This is a genomic window from Pseudobythopirellula maris (assembly GCF_007859945.1).
Taxonomy (GTDB): Bacteria; Planctomycetota; Planctomycetia; order Pirellulales; family Lacipirellulaceae; genus Pseudobythopirellula; species Pseudobythopirellula maris.
In genome coordinates this window covers 2023290-2047366 of sequence record NZ_SJPQ01000001.1, presented here as the reverse complement: position 1 = coordinate 2047366, position 24077 = coordinate 2023290, and the positions used below count along the sequence as shown (strand labels likewise).

Annotated in this window: 22 protein-coding genes; 14 read left to right on the top strand and 8 right to left on the bottom strand. The window is 67.3% G+C overall.

Annotation, left to right across the window (positions count from 1 at the left end; genetic code table 11):
* Positions 1–29 precede the first annotated feature (29 nt).
* The 3 genes from panC to Mal64_RS07595 all read left to right on the top strand — a co-directional run bounded on the left by panC (position 30) and on the right by Mal64_RS07595 (position 3700).
* Positions 30–878 (top strand): pantoate--beta-alanine ligase, encoded by an 849-nt coding sequence (gene panC, locus Mal64_RS07605; RefSeq protein WP_146398611.1) that lies wholly within the window; start codon positions 30–32, stop codon positions 876–878.
* Between the two features lie 133 nt (positions 879–1011).
* Positions 1012–2271 (top strand): prolipoprotein diacylglyceryl transferase, encoded by a 1260-nt coding sequence (locus Mal64_RS07600; protein ID WP_146398609.1) that lies wholly within the window; start codon positions 1012–1014, stop codon positions 2269–2271.
* Between the two features lie 157 nt (positions 2272–2428).
* On the top strand, positions 2429–3700 hold the full coding sequence (locus Mal64_RS07595; RefSeq protein WP_146398607.1) for a PDZ domain-containing protein: 1272 nt from the start codon (positions 2429–2431) through the stop codon (positions 3698–3700).
* A gap of 95 nt (positions 3701–3795) precedes the next feature.
* On the opposite strand, the gene rlmN is transcribed toward Mal64_RS07595, so the two are convergent.
* On the bottom strand, positions 3796–4866 hold the full coding sequence (gene rlmN, locus Mal64_RS07590; protein WP_231993609.1) for a 23S rRNA (adenine(2503)-C(2))-methyltransferase RlmN: 1071 nt from the start codon (positions 4864–4866) through the stop codon (positions 3796–3798).
* Between the two features lie 167 nt (positions 4867–5033).
* On the bottom strand, positions 5034–6110 hold the full coding sequence (sppA, locus tag Mal64_RS07585) for a signal peptide peptidase SppA (RefSeq protein WP_146398602.1): 1077 nt from the start codon (positions 6108–6110) through the stop codon (positions 5034–5036).
* Positions 6111–6438: 328 nt separating this feature from the next.
* Between sppA and Mal64_RS07580 the strand changes: the two genes are divergently transcribed.
* The 3 genes from Mal64_RS07580 (at position 6439) to Mal64_RS07570 (ending at position 9678) form a co-directional block, all read left to right on the top strand.
* The gene (locus Mal64_RS07580; RefSeq protein WP_231993608.1) at positions 6439–7188 is read left to right on the top strand and encodes a sugar phosphate isomerase/epimerase family protein; all 750 of its coding nucleotides are present in this window, start codon (positions 6439–6441) and stop codon (positions 7186–7188) included.
* A gap of 220 nt (positions 7189–7408) precedes the next feature.
* Positions 7409–8086, top strand: a complete 678-nt coding sequence (locus Mal64_RS07575) for an RNA polymerase sigma factor (RefSeq protein ID WP_197525546.1) — start codon at positions 7409–7411, stop codon at positions 8084–8086.
* The gene (locus Mal64_RS07570) at positions 8083–9678 is read left to right on the top strand and encodes an anti-sigma factor family protein (protein ID WP_146398599.1); all 1596 of its coding nucleotides are present in this window, start codon (positions 8083–8085) and stop codon (positions 9676–9678) included. The genes Mal64_RS07575 and Mal64_RS07570 overlap by 4 nt, the downstream gene beginning before the upstream one ends.
* Before the next feature lie 36 nt (positions 9679–9714).
* Here Mal64_RS07570 and Mal64_RS07565 read toward each other — a convergent pair whose 3' ends face one another.
* The gene (locus tag Mal64_RS07565; RefSeq protein ID WP_146398596.1) at positions 9715–10182 is read right to left on the bottom strand and encodes a hypothetical protein; all 468 of its coding nucleotides are present in this window, start codon (positions 10180–10182) and stop codon (positions 9715–9717) included.
* A 205-nt stretch (positions 10183–10387) separates the two neighbouring features.
* On the opposite strand from Mal64_RS07565, the gene Mal64_RS07560 reads away from it, so the two are divergent.
* The 7 genes from Mal64_RS07560 to Mal64_RS07530 all read left to right on the top strand — a co-directional run bounded on the left by Mal64_RS07560 (position 10388) and on the right by Mal64_RS07530 (position 18132).
* The gene (locus Mal64_RS07560; protein WP_197525545.1) at positions 10388–10849 is read left to right on the top strand and encodes a flagellar basal body-associated FliL family protein; all 462 of its coding nucleotides are present in this window, start codon (positions 10388–10390) and stop codon (positions 10847–10849) included.
* 71 nt (positions 10850–10920) lie between these two features.
* The gene (locus Mal64_RS07555) at positions 10921–11382 is read left to right on the top strand and encodes a hypothetical protein (protein WP_146398593.1); all 462 of its coding nucleotides are present in this window, start codon (positions 10921–10923) and stop codon (positions 11380–11382) included.
* A 179-nt stretch (positions 11383–11561) separates the two neighbouring features.
* Positions 11562–13565: an ABC transporter substrate-binding protein gene (locus Mal64_RS07550; RefSeq protein WP_231993607.1), complete on the top strand. Its 2004-nt coding sequence runs from the start codon at positions 11562–11564 to the stop codon at positions 13563–13565.
* A 36-nt stretch (positions 13566–13601) separates the two neighbouring features.
* Positions 13602–14582, top strand: coding sequence for an ABC transporter permease (locus Mal64_RS07545; protein WP_146398591.1), 981 nt, complete (start codon positions 13602–13604; stop codon positions 14580–14582).
* 8 nt (positions 14583–14590) lie between these two features.
* On the top strand, positions 14591–15784 hold the full coding sequence (locus Mal64_RS07540; RefSeq protein ID WP_146398589.1) for an ABC transporter permease: 1194 nt from the start codon (positions 14591–14593) through the stop codon (positions 15782–15784).
* 47 nt (positions 15785–15831) lie between these two features.
* The gene (locus tag Mal64_RS07535; RefSeq protein ID WP_146398587.1) at positions 15832–16233 is read left to right on the top strand and encodes a GxxExxY protein; all 402 of its coding nucleotides are present in this window, start codon (positions 15832–15834) and stop codon (positions 16231–16233) included.
* Positions 16234–16272: 39 nt separating this feature from the next.
* On the top strand, positions 16273–18132 hold the full coding sequence (locus Mal64_RS07530; RefSeq protein ID WP_146398585.1) for an ABC transporter ATP-binding protein: 1860 nt from the start codon (positions 16273–16275) through the stop codon (positions 18130–18132).
* A gap of 7 nt (positions 18133–18139) precedes the next feature.
* Here the strand turns inward: Mal64_RS07530 and Mal64_RS07525 are convergent, their stop codons facing one another.
* From Mal64_RS07525 to Mal64_RS07505, 5 genes are all read right to left on the bottom strand, one after another.
* A complete protein-coding gene (locus tag Mal64_RS07525; protein WP_146398583.1) occupies positions 18140–18565 on the bottom strand; it encodes a helix-turn-helix domain-containing protein in 426 nt (141 codons plus the stop codon).
* A 1-nt stretch (position 18566) separates the two neighbouring features.
* Positions 18567–18857, bottom strand: a complete 291-nt coding sequence (locus Mal64_RS07520) for a type II toxin-antitoxin system HigB family toxin (protein ID WP_146398581.1) — start codon at positions 18855–18857, stop codon at positions 18567–18569.
* Between the two features lie 147 nt (positions 18858–19004).
* The gene (locus Mal64_RS07515; protein WP_197525544.1) at positions 19005–19847 is read right to left on the bottom strand and encodes a hypothetical protein; all 843 of its coding nucleotides are present in this window, start codon (positions 19845–19847) and stop codon (positions 19005–19007) included.
* A 338-nt stretch (positions 19848–20185) separates the two neighbouring features.
* On the bottom strand, positions 20186–21172 hold the full coding sequence (locus Mal64_RS07510) for a hypothetical protein (RefSeq protein WP_146398577.1): 987 nt from the start codon (positions 21170–21172) through the stop codon (positions 20186–20188).
* 177 nt (positions 21173–21349) lie between these two features.
* Entirely contained in the window at positions 21350–21934 is a 585-nt protein-coding gene (locus tag Mal64_RS07505) for an RNA polymerase sigma factor (protein WP_231993606.1), read from the bottom strand.
* A 799-nt stretch (positions 21935–22733) separates the two neighbouring features.
* On the opposite strand from Mal64_RS07505, the gene Mal64_RS07500 reads away from it, so the two are divergent.
* Positions 22734–23990, top strand: a complete 1257-nt coding sequence (locus Mal64_RS07500) for a M48 family metallopeptidase (protein WP_146398573.1) — start codon at positions 22734–22736, stop codon at positions 23988–23990.
* The last annotated feature ends 87 nt before the right edge of the window (positions 23991–24077 follow it).

Here is a 24077-nt window from a genome sequence, read left to right as displayed (position 1 = left end):
TCTGTTTTGCTCCCACCGAACCTCTCGTCATGCCACTCGAGCAATTCACCACGGGCGAGGCGGTGCGTCTACGGGTCGCCGCGGCCCGAGCCGAGGGCAAGACCGTGGGGCTCGTGCCGACCATGGGGGCGCTGCACCCGGGGCACCTGAGCCTGGTTGAGGCGTCGCGCGGCGAGTGCGACTTCACCGTGGCGTCGGTGTTCGTGAACCCGACGCAGTTCGCCCCCGACGAGGACTACCAGCGTTACCCGCGCGATCTGGAACGTGACTCCGAGCTGCTGGCCGCGGCGGGCTGCGATTGGATCTTCACCCCGTCGGTCGAGGAGATGTACCCACCGGGCGCCGGCACGACGGTCGACGCCGGCGCTGTCGCCGCGCCGCTCGAAGGCGAGCAGCGACCGACGCACTTCCGCGGCGTCACCACCGTGGTGCTCAAACTCATGCTGCTCGCACCCGCCGACCGCGCTTACTTCGGCCGCAAAGATTACCAGCAGACGGTCGTCGTGCGTCGCATGGTGCGCGACTTGGGCGTGCCGATCGACGTGCGCGTTTGCCCGATCGTCCGCGAGACGGGCGGCCTGGCGATGAGCTCACGCAACGCTTACCTCAGCGCGGACGAACGGCGGCGGGCCTTGGCCCTGTCGCAGGGACTGCGCCTGGCGGAAGAGAGTTTTTCCCAAGGCGAGCACGACGCCGAGAAGCTGCGCCGCGTGGTGCTCGACCACTGCGCGTCGACCGGCGGCGTTCAGGTCGAGTACGTCGCGCTGCTGGCCGAGGGGACGGTCGACCCGGTCGCGGTCGTCGAGGGCCCCACGGTGATCGCCATCGCGGCGCGCGTCGGCAAAACAAGGTTGATCGACAACGTGACGATCGGATAAAGGAGGGGCTAGGAGTTAGGGGCTAGAGGCTAGTGCGCGGCGTCATGCTCGCTTCTCGTTATTCAGCCCCTAACCCCTAACCCCTAACCCCTAACCCCTAACCCCTAACCCCTAACCCCTAACCCCCACACGCATGCGCAGCGAGTTGTTCCGGATCCCGATGGAGTGGGGCGGCGCGCCGGTCTTCGGCGTCGGCGTGCTGCTGGCGTTGTGGATCGTGGGCGCCGCGGTGCTGATGACGCGCCACGCCGCGCGCCACGGCCGCGACCAAGACTTCTGGGGCTACTTGGGCCCGGTGGCGATCGGCGCCGTGGCGATCGTGCTTGCCCCGCGTTTTGCGCCGGAGGGGATCCCGATCCGCGGCTACGGCGTGATGCTGCTGCTGGCCGTGTCGACGGGCCTGGTGATGGCGGTCCGCCGGGCGCAAGCCAACGGCGTGTCGGCCGACACGATCTTCTCGCTCGCTTTTTGGATGTTCCTGGCGGGGATCGCCGGCGCGAGGCTGTTCTTCGTCGCCGAGTACTGGGATGCGTCGTTCGCCGGCAAGCCGTGGGGCGAAGTGCTTTTCGAGGTGGTCCGCTTCACCGAGGGGGGCCTTGTGGTTTACGGCTCGCTGATCGGCGCGTCGCTCGCGTTCGTGTGGTTTACCTGGCGCCACAAGATACCGATGCTGGCGTTGGCCGACGTGGTGGCGCCGAGCCTCGTGGCGGGGCTCGCGATCGGCCGCCTCGGCTGCCTGATGAACGGCTGCTGCTACGGCGGAGAGTGCGACCGGCCGTGGGCCGTCACCTTCCCCGAGGGGAGCCCGCCCTACGTCGACCAGCTCATCCGCGGCGAGTTCTACGGCTTCAAAATGGCCGAGTTCGAAGAGGATGGCGTCGTGCGTTTGCGCGTCGTGTCGGCCGACGCGTCGACCGGGCTCGAGCCGGGGGCGACGGTCACGGCGATCGGCGGCGCCGCGGTCGGCGACCTCTACTCGGCCGCCGCCGAGATCGGCCGGGCGTACGAACGCGGCGAAGGCTTGCGGCTGCGGCTCGCCTCGGGCGAGGAGGTGCGCGTCCCTGCCGCCGAGCCCCGCACGCGCAGCCTGCCGGTCCACCCGACGCAGATCTATAGCGCGGTGAACGCCGCCCTGCTGGCGTGGCTGCTGTGGGCGTACTACCCGTCGCGGCGCCGCGACGGCGAGGTGCTGGCCATCCTGCTGACGATCTACCCGGTTTCCCGATACTTGCTCGAGGTGATCCGCACGGACGAGACGGCCTTCATGGGCACCGGTCTGAGCATCTCGCAGAACGTGAGCCTGCTGATCCTCGCGGCGGCGGCGGCGTTGTGGGTGTGGCTGCTGTCGCGGCCCCCGCAGCGGGCCTTCGGCAACGCCCCGGCGGCCTGCTGAGCCGCCTTTTTTGCGAGCCGTCCCCACGCGCGAACCGCCGCCGGGCCCGGGGCGTACCCGAACAATAGATCCAAAGTCCCGGCTGCGATTGCGCCAGCGCCCGTTACAATCGGGTCCCCCGGGCTCCCCGCAATAACACGAACGAGGGTTTCTGACGATGCCTCTCCCCCGTCATTTTTCGGTCGATCGACTCCGCTGTTTCTCGCCGCTCACGGCGGCGTTGGCCGCCGTGATTGCTAGCGGCGTGCTGGCGGGCGGCGCAGCGACGGCCCAGCAGGCGAAGGAGGAAGAGGGGACGATCGTGCAGATCGGCCCCGACAAGGGGCAAGACGACCCAAGCCAGAGCGACGCCCGCGACCCGCGCCGCCGGAGCGTGCGTCCCGGTTTCGGCGGACGGTTTGGACCCCCCCAGCCGGCCCTCTCGCCCTCGCCTTACTACATCGGCCTGGTCGGGGGCGACATCACCCCCGAGCTGCTCGCCCACCTCGACCTGCCCAAGGGTGGGTTGCTGGTGCGTGAGGTCACGCCGGACGGCCCCGCCGCCGAGGCGGGCGTCGAGCGGCACGACGTGCTGGTCCGCGCGAACGGCAAGCCGCTCACCTCGATGCAGGACCTCGTCGAGGTGGTCGACGAGCAGGGCAAGGCGAAGGGGCGGATCACGCTCGAGCTGATCCGCGGCGGCCGGCCCGAGACCGTTTGGGTTGATCCCAAGGAACGCCCCCAGAACGCCAATCCCGGAAGACGCGTCCCGCAGGCGGGCCGCGACCGGCAGTTCCCTAATCAGCCCGGCATGTTTGGCGACCTGCCGCCCGGCGTCGACGAGCAGATGCTGCTCGACCTGTTGGACGACCGCTGGCCCGGGTTGCTCGACCGCGAGGACGGCCCGTTCGACGACGCCTTCGGCGGCGCGTTCGGCGAGGGGGCGGGCCCGCCGGGCTTCGGCTTCCGCGGCGCCCCGTTCGGCCAAGGCCCGAATGGCGGACGCGTGCAAGCGCAGCAGTTCCAATTCCGCCAGCTGCCCAACGGCGTGTCGGTGAGCGTCACGCAGCAGAACAACGAGCCGGCGCAGATCACCGTGCGCCGTGGCGACGAGGAGTGGGTGGTCGAGGGCGACGACCCCGAGTCGCTCGCCGCGCTGCCCGAAGACCTGCGGCCGTTCGTCGAGCAGATGCTCAATCAGCAGGCGGCGCCACGGAACTTCCGGCTCGACCAGGGCGACCTCCAGCCCCCCGCCGCACGGCGGCGCGCATTCGGCGACGACTTGCCGGGGCTCGAGGGCTTTGACCCCGAGAACGAGATTCAGCAGCGGCTCGACGAGATGGAGCGCCAGATGCAAGAGTTCCGCCAGCGGATGCGCGGCGAAGCGCCGGGCGCCGCGGAGCCGCCGGTCCAGCCCGAGGGCGCCGAGGTTGAGATCCCGGCGGAGTGAGCCAGCTGCAGAATTGAAAATTGCAAATTCGAAATTGAAAATTTGCAATTGGAAACCGGATCGCCGCTGCTCGTTCCTGCCGTAGTTTCAGGCGGTCACGTCGGCGTGTCGATCTGCGTCACCGGCGGCGTGCTGCGCCGCAACTGGCCGCAGGCGGCGTTGATGTCGTCGCCCTTGCGGTGACGGAAGCGGATCGGGATGTCGCCCGCCTCAAGCACCCCGCGGAAGGCGTGCTGCGCGGCGGTCGTGGGCGTTGCGTACGGCAGCCCCGCCACCGGGTTGTAGGGTATCACGTTGAGCAGCGCGTGCCGGTCCCGCAGCAGCCGCACCAACTGGTGGGCGTGCTCCGGTTGGTCGTTGATGCCCGAGAGCAGCACGTACTCGAACGTGAGCCGCCGCTTGGAGATCGCGTAGTAGTCGTCCGCCGCGCTCATGATCTCGTCGACGCCGATGTTACGGTTCACCGGCACGATCTGGTTGCGCAGCTCGTCGTTGGGGGCGTGCAGCGAGATCGCCAGCCGGTAGCGCGGGTTCTCGCTCGCCAAGCGGCGGATGGCGGGCGGCAGGCCGACGGTCGAGATCGTGATCCGCCGCGGGCTGATCCCCAGGCCGTCGTCGCGGCTCACCTCGCCGAGGGCGGGAAGCAAGTTGTCGAGGTTCGCCAGCGGCTCGCCCATGCCCATCACGACCAGGTGGCTGAGCCGCTCCTCGGCGCCCAGCAGCCGCTGCAGCTGGAGCGTTTGCTCGACGATCTCGCCCGTGCTGAGATTGCGCTCGACGCCGTCCAGGCCGCTGGCGCAGAACACGCAGCCCATCGCGCAGCCGACCTGCGTGCTGATGCAGACCGTGCGGCGCACCGTGTCGCGGAGCAGCACGCACTCGATCACGCCACCGCGCTCGAGGTTCAGCAGCAGCTTCTCGGCGCCATCCTTCGAGACGCTGTGCTTGGAGATCTCGGCGGCCCACAGCGGCAGCTCCTCGGCCAGCTGCGCGCGGAGCGTCTTGGGGAGCACGGTCATCGCGTCCCAGTCCGCGGCGCGTTGCTCGAACAGGAAGTGGCGCACCTGCTTGCGCCGGTAGGCGGGCAGGCCGTTCCGCTCGGCCCACTCGGCGAGCCGGGCGTCGAGGTTGTCGAACAAGTGCGTAGTGGAGCTGTCTTGAACCACGGGGTTCGTCGATCGGTCGGTGGGGGTGCGATTGTAAATGGACCGAAGGCCCTACTCATCGTAGTCGAGGACGACGCATGAAGCGGGGCTAAATGACCAAGCCCCCATGACCAATGGATTTTGGATCCCGCCCTGTAGGGTTATTGGGGCTTGGTCATTCCACCCGTCTATCGCCCTTGGTTCTCGAGCAGCGCGGGCAGCAGCGTGCAGAGGTAGTAAGCCCGCGGCGTGCTCAGGTCGAGCAACGCCCGCATCTCGCTCCCCAGGCCCAAGCCGCCCCGCGAGCGGGCGCTGGCGCCGAGCAGCGAGTCGAAGGCGCTGACCGGGCGTTTGTACTTCACGCAGCGCACCTCGTCCGCGGAAACGCCGGCCAGCTCCGCCGCTCGGGCGACCGCCTCCTCGATAAAGCCGAGCTCGTCGACGAGCCCCAACTCGAGCGCCTGCTTGGCGGTGAAGATCTGACCGGTGGTCGCGGCGGTGAGCTTTTCGGGGTCGTCGGCCAGTTCCGGCCGCCCGCCGCGGACGATCTCTTTGAACCCTTCGAACGACTCGTCGACGAGTTCCTGGAGCACCTCGCGCTCACGCTCCGAGGGCTCGTGCGTGGGGCTGCCCATCTGCTTGAGCTCGGCGCTGGCGTACGAGTCGTTCTCCACGCCCCAGGTCTCCATCAGCCCGGTGAGGTTGTAGTGCGGGATGATCACGCCGATCGAGCCGGTCCAGGTGGTCGGCTCGGCGAACAGCGTGTCGGGCTCGTCGCCGACGGCCATCGCCAGGTAATAGCCGCCGCTGGCGCATAGGCTCCCCATGCTCACCACGAGCGGCAGGTCGCGCTCCTCGGCGAGCTCGCGCAGGTGGTGGTGCAGGTAGTCGCTGTAGGTGACCGTGCCGCCGGGCGAGTTGATCCGCAGCACCACGGCGACGACCGATTCGTCCTCGCGGACCCGATCGATCTGCTGCTTGACGAAGGTGTCGGACTCGATGATCGTGCCGCTCACGTCGACGACGGCGATCTTCTTGTCGGCCTCTTTGCTGAGCGAGTGGTACTTTTCTTGCGGGGCGCCCTCGGGGCTGAAGTAGCTCTCCATCGCGCCGGCCATGCCGATCATCGACACCACGCACAGGCCGAGTGCTAGCAGGAGAAACTTGCCGAACCGGCCGAACAGGCTCTCCTTGGGCTGCAGGACGATGGTCTGCACGGGCGTCCGGGCCGGGCCGGCGGGTTCGAGGGGGATGTGTTCGCTCAAGCTTCGGGTCTCGTGTGGGGGGAGGCTCGATTCGGTAATGGGGGGCCAGACGCCGGGCGCCGCGGCCCGTCGCTATTGTAGGCGCCCCCGGCGGGCGGAGATAGTTGCGCGGGTGTTGCCCTCCGCGCTTGGCTGCCGCTACAGTAACGGCCCCGCGCGCCGACCCGCGGGCTCCCTTCGCCACGGACACGGCGGGTTCAATCGCCAGATGGCGTGCGAGGGTTTTTCACGGGGCCCGCGTGGCCGAGGCGCCCGGTCGGTTTCGAGCCAGCAACGGTCAGCCAAGACCGAACCAGAGGCCATTGAGGCCAGCAAAGGAGTGACACCGGTGTTTGTTAGCGCTTCGACAACATGCTTCCCTGAACTCAGCAGCGAGGAGGTGCTCGGGCGGTTGGTCGACTTGCAGTTCACCGCCGTGGAGCTCGCGCTGCACGAAAAGGACGGCTGGCTCGCCCCGTCGGCCGTGGCCGCCGACCTGGAGCGGGCGATCAACGTGTGCGGCGACACGCGTCGGCTTGACGTGGCGGCGCTGAGCCTCGAGATCGAGGCGACGGGCGACGCCTTCTACGAGCAGTTCGAGGCGTGCTGCAAGCTCGCCAAGGCGATCAAGGTCGCCACGCTGGTCGTCCCCTCGTCCGAGATCGGCACGCCGTTCAACGAAGAGATCGAGCGGCTCAAGAAGATGACCGCCATCGCCGCCTTCGAGGGGGCCGTCGTGGCTCTCAAGACGCAGGTCGATTGCATGACCCAAGACCCGGACACCGCCGCGGTGTTCTGCGACCACGTCAAAGGCCTCGGCGTGACGCTCGACCCCAGCTGCTTCCTGTACGGCGAGAGCGCGGGCCGGCAGTACGACAAGCTGCTGCCGTACGTGCGCCATGTCCACCTGCGCGACACGAGTAAAGAGAGCTTCCAGGTGCGAGTGGGCCAAGGCGAAGTCGACTATGGCCGCCTGGTCACCCAACTCTCGAAAGAGGGCTACAACCGGGCCCTCTCGATCGAGATGCAGCCGCTCGAGGGCTTCGAGCACTCGGGCGAGATGCGGAAATTACGCCTGCTGATCGACAGCTTGCTGTAAGGAGCGCGAGGTGGTGGGAGGGGCTTAGAAGCTAGGAATTAGGGGCTAGGGGCTAGGAGAGGAAGCGACGGCTTCGCCGGCGTCCCGTTCTGATCCCTAGCCCCTAATTCCTAGCCCCTCAAAACCCCGAGCCCCTCCCCGCGCACCTAACCCCGCCCCGCTCGGCCGCTTACAATAAGGGTTCTCTCCCACCGCGTCCCCCGCCCGAGAGCCCGCCCCTTTGGCCACGAGCGACAGCACGATCCGGCGCTACACCGAGTCGGACCCCGACGTGCGGCTCATGCTGCGCGTGCGGGAGGGAGACGCCCTGGCTTTCGAGGAGCTGATGGCCCGCCACCAGGCGAAGCTCGTTTCGCTGATGGGCTACCTGGTCGGCCGCTCGGACATGGCCGAGGACCTAGCCCAAGACGTCTTCCTCCGCGTTTACCGCTCGCGTGAGCGGTACGTGCCGGGGTCGAAGTTCACCACGTGGCTCTACACGATCGCCAACAACGTGGCGTCGAACGCCCGCCGCACGCTGGCGCGGCGCAAAGAAGTGAACCTCGCCGCGCCCGACCCGGCCGCCTCGGGGGCCGTGACGATCGACACGATCAGCTCGGCCGCCAGCGGCTTGATGCCGACCCGCCAGTTCGACCGCAGCGAGCTGCGTGAGGTGGTCCGCCAAGCGGTCGAGGGCCTCGGCGACCGGCAGCGCACCGCGGTGCTGCTCTCCAAGTTCGAGCACCTCGACTACGCCGAGATCGGCGAGGTGATGGGCATGACGCCCCAGGCGATCAAGTCGCTCATCGCCCGCGCCCGCGGCAAGCTTAAGGAATCACTCGAGCCGTACCTAGTCGACCCGCCCGTCGCCGACACGCCGCCCCCAGGCGACACCACCGCCAGGAGGGCAGAGCGATGAACCGCGAGCACCCGCACGGCGAAGAATCGGCCGAAGACGCCGCGCCCGCCGACCCGCTGCACGAGCAGCTGACGGCCTACCTCGACGGCGAGCTTGCGCCCGAGGAGCGTGTCGCCTTGGAGGCGCTGCTGGAGCGCGACCCCTCCGCCCGCGACGAGCTGCGTCGGTTGCGTCTCTCTTGGGACGCGCTCGACGACTTGCCCACGGGCGACGTGAGCGCAGAGTTCGCCCAATCGACCATCGAGATGGTCGCCCTCGAGGCCCGCGACGAGGTCGCCCGCATGACCGCGGCGTTGCCGACCCAGCGGCGCCGCTCGCACGTTGCGGCCGTGGCGATCGCCGCCGCCGCGTTGCTCGTCGGCTTCGCCGGCGCCCGTTGGGCCGCGAACGAGCCGCACCGCCGCATGCTGGCCAGCCTGCCGGCGGTGATGCAGGTCGACGCCCTCGGGCAGTACCAAGACGTGGCTTTTCTCGAGCGGCTCGAGGCGGAGGCGGGCGAGATGCTCGCCGGCGAGGCCCCGGCCGGTTTCGACGACGAGGCCGACGCCTGGTTCGTGATGCAGGGCGCCTCGTTCCGCGAACGCGGCGCGTGGTTCGAGACCCAGACCGACAAGCAACAAGCCGAGCTCCGCGAGCGGGCGGCCCGGCTCGCCGGGCTCACGCCGCAGAAACGCGAGAGCCTGCTCGGCAACGCCGCGTCGCTCGCCGCCCACGAGCGGGCCGAGTCGCTGCTCCGCACGCTGCTCAGCTACCAGAACTGGTTGTCGCACCAGTCCGCCGCCGAACAGGCGACGCTGCGACGGCTCGGCGCCGACGAACGGGTCAGGCGGGTCGAACGCGAGCTGCGCAACGAGCGGCGCGAGTCGTTGTACCGGCTCACCCCCGAAGAGGCCGCCAAGCTGCGCGAAGCGGTCGAGCGCCTCGCCGCCACCCCCGCCGGTCGGGGCCTCGTCGAGCGGTTCGACCGCTTCGAATCGCGCGACCTCCCGCCCGAGGTGCGGCGCCGGCTGGGCGAGATGCGCGAGGGCCTCGAGTCGGACCCGCTCGCGGCGGTCATCGCGCTGTCGTTCGCCTCCGACCGGCTGCGCGAGTGGCCGTTGCAGTTCTTCGTCACGCCCGACGCAGCGCGCGAGCTGCGTGACGACTGGCGAACGATCGAGCCCGAGCTGCTCGCCGTGCTCCCCGAGCGGAGCCGCCGTTGGGTCGAGTCGACCCCCGAGGCCGATCGTCGCACCGAGCGCTTGCGGCGGGTGCTCGTGGCGCTCAAGGAGAGCGACGTGCCGGCGGACGTCAAATCCTTCTTCGCGAACGAGCTGTCCGACGGCGAGGTGCAGGAGCTGCTCACGCTGCCGGCCGACGAGATGCTGCGTCAACTCGACCAGCGGCGGCAAGAGCGGGAGTTCGACGGCCTCGACTTGGAGCGGATGATGCGCGCCCCGCGTTGGCGCCGCGGGCCCTCGGGGCGCGGCGGCGATGGCTTCCGCGGCGGTCGCCGCGGCCCGCCCCGCGACGACGGTCGTCAAAGGCGAGGGGAAGGTCCGCCGTCCGGCGGCCCGCCCCCGGAGCGACCCGGCGGCGAGGTGAGTCTCTGACGCGCTCGAGCGGCGCGGCGGGGAGCGGTCCTGGCGTCAATGACGCAGGAACAGCACGTTGGACACGCCGACCGTGTCGATCAGCGGCTCGTCGAGCGTGTCGTTCACGATCTGGTGCAGCTCCTCGCGCACCTGATTCAGGTGCGGGTCGGTGAGCACCGACCTGTCGATCAGGCGGAGCCTTTTGCTGAACTCATCGCGGATGAGGTATTCCTTAGCTTCGAGCTCGCTCTTGAGTTCGGCCACCCGGTAGCGGGCCGCCTCGCCGTAAATGCTCAGCTCGACCTCGAGTATTTCGCCGGTCTCGATGTCGCGCGGCAACACGGCGGCGAAGGTGCCGAGCGGGATCTCTTCGAGTCGGTTGCGGGTGGCGTTTGTGCGGATCCGCTCGACGAGCGTGGTCGGGTCGTAGCAACCGGCCGCCGCGACCGCGCACAGCACCGCCACGATCGCCCGGCGTGCGGGGGGGCGGCGGGTCGGTAACGTGCGTACGGGCGTCATCATCGGTGCGATCGTTGCGACTGGCGCAGGGGGATTGCCGAGCGGCGGGGGTTCGCCTCTGAAGCTTACGTCGCCGGTCCGCGCCGCGACGTACTTTTCAGCACGACTAGCCGGGACCACCGGCGGCCGCGCACGAAGCAACCACACCGTTCCCACTCCCATGCCGTCTTTCTCCACCCGCCGACGCCCCCGCCGACCACGCCGCCAAATGGCGCCTGTTGTGGCGGCCCTCGGCGCGTGCCTATTGCTGGCGGGCGCTTCGGGTTGCGGCTCGGGCGAAGGGCAGCTGAAGTTCGACGCGATCGAGCAACTCCCCGACCGCGAGGCGTACGCCGAGGCGGAGATCGGCGAGTTCGTGGTGCCGATCCCCCCGACTCCCGGCGAGACCGGCTCCGACGGCGACACCGTGACGCTCATGCAGCTGAAGTTCGAGTTGTTCGTGCTGGTCGCGGAACGCGATCACTCAGAAGTGAAACGGCTGGCCCGGATCCACAAGAACAAGATCCGCGATCGCGTGATCCGCGTCTGCCGCAGCACCCGCTCGGACGACCTGCGCGAGGAGGGGTTCGTCACACTCAAGGCGCGTCTGCTCGACGAGATCCAACCACTGCTAGGCGGCGGCATGGTCCACCGTCTCGTGATCCCCGTGATCCGCGCCGAGCCGCTTTGATCGCTCCCCCCTTACGCGAGCCCGCCCAGACAGCCGCCCAAGTAATGAACGCCGACCAAATAATGACGCCCATGTTCACACGCCCCGCTGCGTCGTATCCGACGCTTCTGCTCCCGCTGCTGCTGGTCGCCACGCTGCTCGCGCTCGCCGCGACGCCGGCGGCCGCCGCCGAGCCGGCTGCCGAGCCGGGCGACGAGGAGCAGGCCGAACCGGCGCCCGTTGGCGTGAAGCTGGGCGACTTCAGGATCCGCGACTCGCGGGCGACCGAGGGCATCAAGGTGCGGCTCTCCTTCACGCTGTTCACCTCCGTGCCGGAGGACGAGGCCGAGGCCTTCCGCCAAAAGCTCGAGGCGCGACGCGGCCGGTTGGGCGACGCCGTGCTCGTGGCCGTACGGATCGCCCTGCCTGAGGAGTTCGAGGAGCCGAACCTCGCGCGGCTGCGGCGTCGCATCCAGCTGCAAGTCCGCCGGGGCCTGCCGGGGCTGCCGATCAACGAGCTCTACGTGAGCGACTTCAGCTACCTGATCGAGTAGCGGCCGCTATCGGCCCCGCGGGCCGGATCACAGTGTCGTTGACCCGCGAGAAAGCGTCGTGCTAGATTGCGACGATTGGTGGGGCTGCGCAAGCGTGGTCCCGCCGAGCGGCGCCCGGCGATGCGGGCGAACGCCGCGCCTTTCCGACGCGACCCCCCTCCACGGACGACGCTTTGACAATGACGGACCGAACCCTCTGCGTGCGCCGGCGCCCCGGCGTGTGGTCGCCGATCCCTTTGCTGCTGCTGGCGACGCTCGTGTGGTCGGTCGGCTGCGGCGGGCCGGGAGGCGACGTCCCGGGCGAACCGGCCGCCAGCAGCGAAGGGGAGACCTCCGAACAGCCTGCGGAAGAGCCGGAAGAGACGACCGAGGCAGGGGTCTCCGCGCTCGGCACGGAGCTCGAGCCGTTCGATCCGCCGCCGCTCGAAGAGATCGACGCCTCGGCCGCCTGGGTCGACATGCCGGTCTTCAACGCCAGGGAGACGCTGCGCGAGCGGCTGGCGGGCGAGCCGCCCCTGGTGAGCGAGGCCGAGGCGATGGCGCTACGCAACGACTCGGACGAGTCGAACCAAAAGATCTACAGTGTCGTCCGCCAGCTCCCCGCCAGCGACGAAGAGGTCGACTACGACGCGGTGTTCCTGCACCACGTGAGCGCCGACGCCAAGAGCCTCAACCCGGTGATGATCAACTCCACCGTGGAGTTCGAGCTGCTCGAACTCACCGGATTGCAGCTGATCGGCTTCGACGCCGACTTCACGCCGCGCGCCGTTGGCTGGGCGGTCGAGTCGTGGCAGGCGAGCGAGGACCGCATGTACGACAAGTTCGTGCTGCGCGACGACCTCACCTGGTCGGACGGCACGCCCTTCACGGCGCACGACGTCGAGTTCTCGTACCGCACGATCATGGACCCGCGGGCGCCGATCCCAGCGGTCCGGTCGACCGTCGAGAAGCTGCGCTGGGTGCACGCCTACGACGACCGCACGGTCGTAATGTTCCACCGCGAGCCGTTGGCCTCGTGGACCGAGAACATCCAGTTCCCGATGATCCCCAAGCACGTTTACGAGGAGAGTCTCGAGGACGACCCGACGCTCATGGCGAGCGACCATCACCTGAAGCACGAGCTCAAGCCGGTCACCCTCGGGCCTTACGAGTACGCCAGCCGCACGCGCGGCCAGGAGATCGTGCTCCGCCGCCGCGAGTCGTGGTACATGCACGACGGCGAGCAGGTGCGCGACCGGCCGTATCTTAGGGAGTTTCGCTACCGCATTATCACCGACCCGAACACCACGCTGCTGGCGCTCAAGTCGGGCGAGTTGCAAGACGCTCGCCTCACGGCCGAGCAGTGGCTCACGCAGACCAAGGGCGACGACTTTTACGAGCGCAACACGAAGGCGAGCGGCCTGGAATGGACCGAGTTCCACATCGAATGGAACACCAAGGACCCGATCTTCCGCGACGCCCGCGTGCGACGGGCGATGGCGTACGCGTTCGACTTCGATGAGATGCTGCAGAGCGTGTTCTACGGCTTGGTCGAGCAGGGCACGGGGATCTTCAATCCCGCGGCGTGGATGGCCTCGCAGGACGTCGAGCCGTTTGTCCGCGACCTCGACAAGGCCGAGGACCTGCTGGACGAAGCGGGCTGGGACGACTCGGACGGCGACGGCGTGCGCGACAAGGAGATCGACGGCCGGCTCGTCCCGTTCGAGTTCACGCTGATCACTTACCAGCAGCCCAACGCGATCAAGGCCTGCACGCTGCTCAAGGACAACCTCGACCAGATCGGCGTGGTCTGCAACGTCAAGCCGGTCGAGTTCACGGTGAAGACCCAGCTGGCCCTGGACCACAAGTTCCAGGCGCTGATGGGCGGCTGGGGCACGGGGACCGACCCGTCCACGCTGGACAACATCTTCGCCACCGGCGGCGGCCGCAACTTCAGCCAGTACAGCAACCCCGAGGTCGACGAGCTGTTCCGCCAGGGGCAGAAAGAGTTCGACCGCGAGAAACGCGCCGCCCTCTACGCCCGCATCCACGAGATCCTCTACGAGGACCAGCCGAACCTGTGGCTGTTCTACCGCAAGTCGCTGTACGGCTTTGACAAGCGGCTGCGCGGTTTCAACTTCAGCCCCCGCGACCCCTACGGCGTGCAGCCGGGCTTGTTGGGTTTGTGGTTCCCGAAGGAGTAAGTCTCCCCTCCCCTTGATGGGGAGAGGAGCGTGACCATGCTCAACTACCTGATCCGGCGCCTGATGATCGGCGCGATGACGCTGGCGATGATCACGTTTGTGATCTTCGCCCTGGTGCGCAACATGCCCGGCACGCCGCTCACCCTGGCCGAGGGGGGCGACCCCAGCCGACAGATGAGCCCCGAGAGCCTCGCCCGGCTCGAGAAGCTCTACGGCCTCGACAAGCCGTGGCCGCAGGCGTACGTGGTGTGGATCGGCAACCTCGTGCGCGGCGACATGGGACGCTCCATCTCGCGCAAGGAGCCGGTGGCCAAGCTGATCGGCGACCGCGTCCCCGCCACGCTCCTGCTCACCGTCACGTCGCTGGTGCTCACTTACTTGTTGGCGATCCCCCTTGGGCTGTGGTCGACCGTGAAGAGCAACACGGCGGCTGAACGCGGCATGAGCACGGTGCTTTACATGCTCTACTCACTGCCGTCGTTCGTGGCTGCGCTCTACCTGCAGATCGTGTTCGCCGTGAAGCTCGGCTGGATGCCGCTCACCGGCATCGTCGACACCCAGACGTACGAGAGCCTCTCGTTCTGGGGCAAGACGCTCGACGTCGCCCACCACGCCATCTTGCCCGTGGCCTGCTTTACCTACGGTTCGCTGGCGTACTACACCCGCTTCATCAAAGCCAACATGGAAGAGGCGATCCGCCAGGATTACGTGCGCACCGCCCGCGCCAAGGGGCTCTCGCCCGCGCGGGTGATCGTGCACCACGCCTTCCGCAACACGCTGATCCCGCTCGTCACGCTCATGGGGCTCACGCTCCCCTCGCTGCTGTCGGGCGGCATCATCCTCGAGAGGATCTTCGCCTGGCCCGGCATGGGGACGCTGTTCTTCGAGTCGATCGGCGAACGCGACTACCCAACGATCATGGGCCTGACGCTCGTCTTCTCGCTGCTGACGCTCGTCGGCCAGTTGCTCGCCGATATCCTCTACGCGGTGGTCGATCCGCGGGTCACGTACCACTGAAGCCTCCCATGTCCGACCCGAACAACCCTCCCGAAGAACGCCCCGCCGAACGGGCCGAGTTGCACGCCGAGGCGTCGGCCGTGCAGGCGCAGCCGACGACCGTCTCGCCCGAGGCGTCGTTGTCGGCTATCTCTACGCGGCCCTCGGCCGGGTTCTGGGGCGAGGCGTGGCGCAAGTTCCGCCAGCGTCGGCTGGCGGTCGTCGCGCTGCTGTTCGTGCTGCTGCTCGTGGTTGTGGCGCTTTTCTCGCCGGCGATCGCGGGCACCAAGCCGGTGGTCGCTTACTACAAAGGCGGCTATTACTTCCCGGCGATGGGCTACTTCAACCCCCGCTGGGAGAACCCCGTCTTCCAGAAAGACCGTTTCCGCAAACGCTACAGCGACGCGAAGTTTAAGGAGAAAGACCCCGAGAGCTGGGCCATCTGGCCGCTCGTTTACCAAGACCCTTACCGCCGTGTGATGGACGACGAGTGGCCCGGGCGGCCCGGCAACCCGTTCGGCGCCGAGGGCAAGCCGAGCTCGCTCAACCTGTTCGGCACGGACCAGCAGGGCGTCGACGTGTTCGCCCAGATGGTGCACGGCTCGCGTACGGCGCTGGTGGTCGGCTTCGTGTCGATGGGCATCGCCTCGATCGTCGGCGTGGTGGTCGGGGCGCTGGCGGGCTACTTCGGCGGCTGGGCCGACATCTTGCTCAGCCGCGTCATCGAGCTGGTGCTCTGCATCCCGGCGCTGGTGCTGATCCTGGCGCTCTTGGCGATCGTCGACAAGGCGACGATCTGGCACATCATGGCCGTGATCGGCCTGACGCGCTGGACCGGCATCGCGCGCCTGGCGCGGGCCGAGTTCATGAAACTCAAGGAGATGGACTTCGTCACCGCCGCCCGCGCGATCGGCGCCAGCCGGCCACGGATCATCTTCCGCCACGTGCTGCGCAACGCCCTGGCGCCGATCTTGGTGCCGATCACGTTCGGCATCGCGTCGGCGATCCTGCTCGAGAGCGGCCTCAGCTTCCTCGGCTTCGGCCCGCCTCCGCCCAACCCGAGCTGGGGCGCGCTGCTGCAGGCCGGCCGGGCGACGATCCAACAGACCTGGTGGCTGATCTTCTTCCCCGGCGCGGCGATCTTCCTGACGGTGCTCGCTTACAACCTGATCGGCGAAGGCCTGCAAGAGTCGACCGACCCGCGGCTCAAGCAGAGCGATTAGAATAGCCACGAAAAGGCACGAAGAAAGCACGAAATAAGAGGGGAGCGATGGCCGCCACTTGGGGAAGCATCAACGAGTTGTGCGACATCGTTCGGCAATCGAGCTACGATCTCCATTCCTATCTCCGTCACGGGCATTTGGAGAAGGTTTATGAGAATGGATTGAGCGGCAGGCTTCGCAAGCTGGGGATCGAAGTGAAGCAACAGCATCCGTTGCCTGTTCTCGACGAGGACGGAACCGTGCTCGGCGATTACTTCGCTGACCTCTTCATTGAGGGGGTGCTGATCGTTGAACTTAAAGCTTGCAAATCGATTGTGAACGAGCACATTGCTCAATTGCTCGGTTACCTCCGTTCCTCCAGAATGGAGAACGGTCTCTTGATTAACTTCGGCGCCCCAACGCTCTACATCAAAAAGTACGTCCTCGACGCCCCCGACCCCTCTTTGTGACTTTTAGTGCCTTTTTGTGGCCATTCAACGGACAAGACCGTGACCGAAGCCGTACTCGACATCCAAGACCTACGCACCTACTTCCACACCGAGGAAGGGGTCGTGAAGGCCGTTGACGATCTCACGCTCCGCATCGAGGCGGGCCGCACGCTCGGCGTCGTGGGCGAGAGCGGCTCGGGCAAGAGCGTCACGTCGCTCTCCGTGATGCGGCTCTTGGCCTCCTCGGCCGAGATCGAGACCGGCAGCATCGCGCTGTTGGGGCAAGACCTTGTGCGGTTGCCCGAGCCGGAGATGCGCAAGATCCGCGGCGCCGACGTCAGCATGATCTTCCAAGAGCCGATGACCTCATTGAACCCGGTGTTCACCGTCGGCTCGCAGGTGATGGAGGCGCTCGAGCTGCACGAGGGGATGTCGAAGAGCGAGGCCCGGCAGCGCACCATCGAGCTGTTCAACGAGGTCGGCATCCCCGAGCCCGCGCAGCGCGTCGACAGCTACCCCCACCAACTCTCCGGCGGTCAGAAGCAGCGGGTGATGATCGCCATGGCGCTCAGTTGCAACCCCAAGCTGCTGATCGCCGACGAGCCGACCACCGCGCTCGACGTGACGATCCAGGCCCAGATCCTCGACATCCTCCGCCGCTTGCGCGACGACCGCGGCATGGCGATCTTGTTTATCACGCACGACCTGGGCGTGATCGCCGAGATCGCCGACGAGGTGCTCGTGATGTACCGCGGAAAGGTCGTCGAGCAGGGGCCGGTGCTGCAGATCTTCGAGTCGCCCCAGCACCCTTACACCAAGGGCCTGCTGGCTTGCCGGCCGCGGCTCGAGTCGAAGTACCGTCTGTTGCCCACCGTGGCCGACTTCATGGGCGAAGAGATTCTTCCCGATGGCGAGGTGAGGTTATTCGAGAAGAGCCTCGACGAAGAAAAAATCCGCCGCATGACCGAGCACGGTCGCGGCCCGCTGCTGCACCCCAAGAGCGAGCTCACCGCGATCGGCCACCCTTGGGACGAGACCACCCACACCGCCGACACCACGGCCGTGGACGAGGGGACGAAGCCGCTGCTGGCGGTCGATGACCTGAAGGTTCACTTCCCGGTGCGGCGCGGCTTCTTCGGCCGCGTGGTCGACCACGTGCGGGCCGTGGACGGCATTTCGTTCAACATCTACCGCGGCCAGACGCTCGGCCTCGTGGGCGAGAGCGGCTGCGGCAAGACGACCGCCGGCCGGGCGATCTTGCGGCTCATCGAGCCGACCGCCGGCAAGGTCGTTTACGACGGCACGGACGTGGCGCACCTCAGCGGCGGCGAGATGCGCCGCATGCGCAGCCGCATGCAGATCATCTTCCAAGACCCTTACGGCTCGCTCAACCCGCGGATGACGGTCGAGGCGATTGTCACCGAACCGATGGTCGTGCAGCGGCTCGTGAAAGGAAAATCGGAGCGCCGCGACCGCGCCGCTGCGCTCTTAGAAGAAGTCGGCCTCAAGGCCGAGCACCTCCGGCGCTACCCGCACGAGTTCTCCGGCGGCCAGCGGCAGCGGATCTGCATCGCCCGGGCGATCGCCGTCGAGCCGGAGTTCATCGTCTGCGATGAGTCGGTCTCGGCCTTGGACGTGTCCGTGCAGGCGCAGGTGCTGAACCTGCTCAAACGGCTGCAAGAGAAACGCGGGCTCACGTACATCTTCATCAGCCACGACCTGTCGGTCGTGAAGTTCATGGCCGACATGATGGCGGTGATGAACGCCGGCAAGATCGTCGAGTTCGGCCCGTCGCAGGCGATCTACGCCGCACCAAAAGAGGACTACACCCGCCGCCTGATCGAAGCCACGCCGGACGACGACCCGGAGCGGCTCCGCGAGCGCGTGGCGGGCCGGAAGCGGGTCCTGGGCGGAGCGTAAAGGCGCTTTAATAAGTGAAGACGCTGGGGCCCACGCCGAAGTAACGCGATAGCCTGCCGATGTGCTCGCGTGTGAAGGCGCGCTTTCCTTTGAGCACGTTCGAAAGTGTTGATTCGACGATCTTGGTTTCTCGAGCGACCTCGGCCGCACGCACCCCCTTAGCGTCCATAAGGTGCTCGAGCAACTCGGCGTCGGAGACCCTCTCAACGGCGTGGCGGCTGTTCTCGTACTTCTCGACAAGGTCAGACAGGACCTCCAGGTAACGCTCAGCGCCCCGCCCAAGACGGTCGCGATCCAGAAGCTCGTCGATCTTTTTTGACGCTGCATCCAGCTTGCTGTCGCTCGTAATAGGCACCAGCGGGAGGCGTGCGACGAGCTCCATGTACTCCGCCACCCAACCGGGTGAGGTATTCTTCTTTGTGGGTGTGGTCATGCTACTCCTCCTTCCAGTCGTTCTTGTCGTATTCGGCGTGCGTCATCACGCGACGGATGTAGACCTTTCCGTACTTGTAGCGAACGACCACGACCAGCCGGAACTTGTTCCCGCCGATATTGAAGACCGTGAACTTGCCGACTTGGTCGGCGTGGGGGTAAGTCTTGCGAACCTCGGCGATACTTTCCCAGTTGGAGGCATCGACGACCTTGTACCACGCGGAAAGCGGACACTTCGCCCTTGGGTGTTTGTCCCAGAACTCTCTCAGCCGCTTCTTGGATATGATGTGCATCCCGATATAGCCCCGCCCTGATCGCCTTGCGGCCCTACTTCTATCTTAGCATATCGCTAAGATTCTGAAATGGAGGAAAGTGCTTCCAGGACAGCGGCTGAGGCGGCGGTGAGGCGACCAGATCACTCCCACTGCGCGATGCAAGCTTCAAACGCGCCAGCGAGAGTCGGGCAGTGGCACGCTCCGGGACGACCCCGCTTCTTCGCTGAACAGCCGGTCGACCATCGCGATGGTCTCGTCCGCCGAGCGCTCCAGGCGGGCCATCCAGGGCGATCGCGGCAGCCCCAGGCCGTCGAACGCCTCGGCGCCCAGCAGGCCGAGCGCGGCGCCGGCGATGCGGCGGTTCAGCTCGGCGTCGATCGGCGGCCGGCTCGCCGACTGCAACGCCGCTCGGATCGACAGAAGCATCAGCTTCTCGGCGCCGTGGGCGGCGTTCTCGCCGTGCGCGCGGGCGTCGTAGGCGAACTCCGTGAGCCGGTCGGGGTCGATGGCGAACCGTCGGACGACGTCGGCCGGACCGACATAGGCCAGCAGGGCGTCGGACCAGTGGTCGATGCTGCTGCCCAGGGAAGTGAGGTGACGCGATTGGGGTGAGTCGGCTCGCCACTCGGCAAAGACAATCGCTCGCAAGCGGCTGAGCGCCTCGTTGTGGCCCTCCAGGGCGTTGCGGCCGATGGGGCCCGCATTGGGCCGGCCGTGGCGGGTGTCGTACGCGTGCGTGACGGCCGCCACCGCGCGGGTGAGCAGTTGTGTGGCGACGATCTCCTCGGCCAGCGTGGTGAGCGGGTCGTTTGTCTCCTCGCCGCTGGTCGTCCGTTCGGCCGACGCGGCGCCGGCGTTCGTTTGGCTGTCGCCGAGGGCGCGCAGCCGCCGCCCCCACTCGTTCAGCCGGCAGCGGGTCGCGATCCAGTACTCGGAGAGAGCCGCCTCACAGATCGCGGGGCAAGACTCGATCGCGGGGCCGCTCTTCAAACAGAGAAGGGCTGACATCTCGACGGTTTGGCGTGAGTTCATCCGGGCCGCGCTGCGGAGGTGGTTCTCGGCTAGCGTCTGGCGAGCAGACGCAGGGTGACGCCAGTGCGTGATGCAATCCCGGCGCCCGTTGCCGAAAGCGAGAGCCGTGCGGCGGCTGTGGAGGCCTGTCGCCTCTATGCCACAAGGGGTTTGCAGCCGTCGGGGCAAGCTGCGCGGCGGCTAGCCACGCGGGCGAATGTGTGGCGTTTTCGCAACACGCACACTCGTTCGGGCATCAAGACGAGGCCAGGCAAGATAGAGGCCTCAAACCAAGGGCCCACGCCACACGGCGGTGGCTGGGTCTCTGGCGGAACTCAAAAGCTCGGCGTTGCCGGGGTCGGGTGGCCCCAGGGGCAATCCTCGCTGCGGAGCAGCACGGCGTCGCGCCAAGTTTGACCCGAGGCCCGGTCGCCGCTGGCGTTGAGGAAGAGGTGGTCGTTGACCACCGGCACGATGCAGCCGACGACCCGCCGCACCTGGCCATCGTCAAAGAAGACGTTCTGGCCCGCGACGCCGTGATTGAAGCTCGCGCGGATCGATCTGCCGTCGGCGCACAGCCGCGGGGCGTCGCTCAGCAGGGCGGAGCGGCAGTCGGATCGTTTTTGCACGGACTGATACTGGCAACTCTCGAAGTAGCCAACGCGATAAGCGTAGGAGCCGCCCATGCGTCGCTGCAGCGACACGAGCTGCTCGCCGCGGGCGACGGACAGCTGCTCGGCGGTTGGCATCCGCTGGTTGGCGTCCGCGTCGAGCATCCACTCCGCCTCGGGCGAAGAGGGGCAAACAACCCAGGAGGTCCACTCGCTGCGCGGCAGGTAACCCGAATCGACCAGCCGCAAGACGAACCGCCCGGCGTTCTCGTCGAGCGACACGTGGGGGTAACGCCGCTGGTGGTAAGTGGCGTAGTTCATCGACGCCTGACCGAGGCGTTCAAGATTGTGGACACAGGCCGTGTTGCGGGCCGTTTCACGCGAGGCGAGAACGGCGGGCGCGGCGAGCATCAGCACCGCGGCGATCGCAAGCGAGCCGAGAGTCACATCGGCGAGCGACCACCGGCAGCGTGACGCGGGCGAGGCAAGCGCCTCGCAGGCGGCCAGAGCACGGGCGGCGCGGATCTCGTGGAAGGTGCGATCGGCCAAACCACGGGGGCAGGTCCCGCCCTCGCAGCCGTCGAGGCTCTCGCGGACCCGTTCGACCTGCTCGCGCAGTTCGGGGTCGTTCAAGAGACGGAGTTCGAATTCGGCCAGCTCCTCGTCGGCGAGTTCGCCAAACACGTAGCTGACAGCTTTCGGATCGCACATCGCGGGGCGGCGGGTGAGGGCGTTGCGGCGGGGCGTCGCCCTTCGAGTAGGGGGGCCCGCCGCGGAGTTGCTCCGGCCGGACGTCGCCCCGGCCTTCGGCACTCACCCATCATAGCTCACCACGCCGCGGCGACGCCATTGTGGCGCCGCCGGGCGGACGAGGGGTACCACGGGCAATCAGTTCGTGGTGTGCGAATCACGCCACGACTGGCCCAGCTGGTTGATGGCGGAGTGGAGTCGGCTCTTGACGGTGCCCACCGGAATGGAAAGCTCGGCCGCGGCCTCACGGTACTTCAGGCCGCGGAAGTAGACGAGCGACACCGCACTCTGGAGTTGCTCCGGCAGGGCGGCGACGGCTCGTTGCACCCACTCCTTACGCTCGGCCGTGTCGAAGCGTTCGCTCGGATCGGCCTCTCCGCTGGAAAGTAAATCGATCAGCGACCCCACCTCGGCGTGCTCCGAGCGGTTGGCGCGGTCGAGACTGACGATCTGGTGGCGCCGGTTGCGACGCTGCAGGTCGATCGCCTGGTTAGTGGCCACGGTGTAGAGCCAGGGCCGGAACCGGCGGCCGGTGTCGAACTTGTCGCACTTCAGGTGGACCTGAAGGAAGGTCCCCTGGAAGGCGTCTTCGGCCATGGCCGCGTCGCCCGTGTAGCGACGCAGGTAATTGTACAGCTCCCGCTCGTAACGCTTGATCAGCGCGGCGAGGTGACCCGCATCGGGGTCGTCGCGGTGGGCGGCGAGCAGCTGTTCGTCGGTCATTTCGACTGTTTTTTGCGAGGTGGAGGCTGGTTGCGCCTTTTGAGTCTTGGGTTCGAGCAGTGTGGCGCTAGCGCCACGAACCTCCGTGCTATTCGTTTTCATCGTACGAACTCCTCTTCATGAGTCCGACGCTCTCCGAGCGGCATTCCATGCTGCTCGCCGTCGTCAAATAAGTTAGCCACAACTCCGCGCCCCGTGCATAGGGCGTGTTCCTTGGGTTGCGGTTATCCGCTGCGTGGCGGGGCTCGTCGAACAGTCGCCAAGTCCGCCGCGTAGCCGTGGCCCTTAATGCACCTCGTGTGCCAGAAGAGCCAAATCCGAGGCCCCGAGGCGCCAGCAACGCCGTGGAAAGCCTTTGTTCATCGTATCTAGCCGGTTTTTGGTGAGATTGTTTCTCGACGACTCAACACCGCGGCGGCCGCGAACGGCCTGCCAAAATTGCGCGTCTTTGCAAAAAAGTGTCAATCTTGCTGTGTGGTAATTGAACACCCAATCTCCGAAAAAACGCTACAGGCGGCGCCGAATGGGCATGAATCGCCTAGTTCTGTGCCAAGTGAGACGAGCGGCAGCAGGGATAGTTCCCTCATATCGCAAATTCGAGCGATTACATTGGCTCAATGCAAGCGCAATCCAGGGGACCTCGAGTTCGCTATTCGCCGCCTGAGGGCCGATCTTGGCGGCGCCACGACACGGGCCCTCCTGGGTCCTATCCTGAAAAGTGACCAGCAGACCGACTTTCGTCGCCGGTTGGCCGCCGTTTTACCTGCTCTTTGTGAACCAACCGGAGTTGCCCCCCACTATGGACCTCTCCCCCGGCGCGACAAGTGAAGGCAACGCTGCTGACCCCGATGAAGCCAACTCGGCAGCGGACGGTTTGGAGGGGGCCAACGTGGTCGAGGGCCAGCCGGCCGATTCGGTCGAAGCCTCGCCGCTCAGCGGCGCCCAGCTCGAAGACGCCAAACGCTACAACCGAGCCACGCTCGTTTGCCACCTGGTCGATAAGGTGGTCGATTTCGCCTTCCTGGCCGTGGCCGCCGTGTGGCTCGCCGAGCCGCTCGACGCCTGGCTCGCCGGTTTCATCCCCACGGGCGACCCCTCGGTGCTGCGGGCCTTTGCCCTGGCGGCGGTCGTCACGGTGCTGCACGCCGTGGTCTCCTCGCCGATCTCGTTCACGGCCGGCTACTTGATCGAGCACCGCTACGGGCTCAGCAACCAGTCCTTCATGGGTTGGCTGCGCAACTGGGCGATCAACAACACCTTGGCGGTGGTGATGAACTCGCTGCTGTTCGGCGGCCTGTTCGCCATCATCGGCCTGACGGGCGGGTGGTGGTGGCTGGCTGCGGCTGCGGCGTTCTTTGTCGTCTCGGTCGTGCTGGGGCAACTGACGCCGGTGCTCCTGCTGCCGCTGTTTTACAAGGTCGACCGCATCGACGACCCCAACCTGCTCGAGCGGATGACACGCCTGGCGGCCGACGGCGGGCTCACGATCGAGGGCGTTTACCGCCTCGGCATGGGCGCCGAGACGAAAAAGGCGAACGCCATGCTCGCCGGCCTGGGCCGCACGCGGCGCGTTCTGATGGGCGACACGCTGCTCGAGGCGTTCTCGCCCGAGGAGGTCGATGTCGTGTTCGCCCACGAAGTGGGGCACCACGTGCGGCGCCACATCCCCAAGCTGCTCGTGGCGGGAGCCGTGATCGCCATCGTCGGCTTCGGCGCGACGCACCTAGCGATCACCCGATGGACCGGCCTGACCGACCCGGTCGCGTGGCCCACCGCCACGCTCGCGCCGATGATGCTGTTGCTCGCCATGATGGGAACACTGATCGGCCCGCTGATGAATTTCATGAGCCGCAAGCACGAACGCGAGGCCGACCGCTACGCGCTCGAGGCGACGGGCGACCCCGAATCGTTCCGCACGGCTTTCTTGCGGTTGGCGCGGATGAACAAGGCCGACCCGAACCCGCACCCGCTGGAGGTCGTGCTGCTGCACAGCCACCCGCCGATCGCTGAGCGCCTGGCCGCGGCGAAGTCGTTCGCGGCATCGCCGACAAAGTGACTGGCGAGCCGTGAGCGTCAGCGGCCGGAGCAGCTTGCGCGCCGCGGCTTCACGCCAAAAGGCGCCGGGGGCTTACGCCCGCCGGCT

Bases quoted from the DNA above. Each gene is read 5' to 3' on its own strand.
- Mal64_RS07505 (WP_231993606.1), bottom strand. From the start codon at position 21,934: ATGACCGACGAACAGCTGCTCGCCGCCCACCGCGACGACCCCGATGCG.
- Mal64_RS07535 (WP_146398587.1), top strand. From the start codon at position 15,832: ATGGCCGCCACTTGGGGAAGCATCAACGAGTTGTGCGACATCGTTCGG.
- Mal64_RS07540 (WP_146398589.1), top strand. From the start codon at position 14,591: ATGTCCGACCCGAACAACCCTCCCGAAGAACGCCCCGCCGAACGGGCC.
- Mal64_RS07555 (WP_146398593.1), top strand. From the start codon at position 10,921: ATGTTCACACGCCCCGCTGCGTCGTATCCGACGCTTCTGCTCCCGCTG.
- Mal64_RS07515 (WP_197525544.1), bottom strand. From the start codon at position 19,847: ATGTCAGCCCTTCTCTGTTTGAAGAGCGGCCCCGCGATCGAGTCTTGC.
- Mal64_RS07565 (WP_146398596.1), bottom strand. From the start codon at position 10,182: ATGATGACGCCCGTACGCACGTTACCGACCCGCCGCCCCCCCGCACGC.
- Mal64_RS07545 (WP_146398591.1), top strand. From the start codon at position 13,602: ATGCTCAACTACCTGATCCGGCGCCTGATGATCGGCGCGATGACGCTG.
- Mal64_RS07595 (WP_146398607.1), top strand. From the start codon at position 2,429: ATGCCTCTCCCCCGTCATTTTTCGGTCGATCGACTCCGCTGTTTCTCG.
- Mal64_RS07510 (WP_146398577.1), bottom strand. From the start codon at position 21,172: ATGTGCGATCCGAAAGCTGTCAGCTACGTGTTTGGCGAACTCGCCGAC.
- Mal64_RS07520 (WP_146398581.1), bottom strand. From the start codon at position 18,857: ATGCACATCATATCCAAGAAGCGGCTGAGAGAGTTCTGGGACAAACAC.
- Mal64_RS07500 (WP_146398573.1), top strand. From the start codon at position 22,734: ATGGACCTCTCCCCCGGCGCGACAAGTGAAGGCAACGCTGCTGACCCC.
- Mal64_RS07600 (WP_146398609.1), top strand. From the start codon at position 1,012: ATGCGCAGCGAGTTGTTCCGGATCCCGATGGAGTGGGGCGGCGCGCCG.
- Mal64_RS07550 (WP_231993607.1), top strand. From the start codon at position 11,562: ATGACGGACCGAACCCTCTGCGTGCGCCGGCGCCCCGGCGTGTGGTCG.
- Mal64_RS07525 (WP_146398583.1), bottom strand. From the start codon at position 18,565: ATGACCACACCCACAAAGAAGAATACCTCACCCGGTTGGGTGGCGGAG.
- Mal64_RS07570 (WP_146398599.1), top strand. From the start codon at position 8,083: ATGAACCGCGAGCACCCGCACGGCGAAGAATCGGCCGAAGACGCCGCG.
- Mal64_RS07560 (WP_197525545.1), top strand. From the start codon at position 10,388: ATGGCGCCTGTTGTGGCGGCCCTCGGCGCGTGCCTATTGCTGGCGGGC.
- panC (WP_146398611.1), top strand. From the start codon at position 30: ATGCCACTCGAGCAATTCACCACGGGCGAGGCGGTGCGTCTACGGGTC.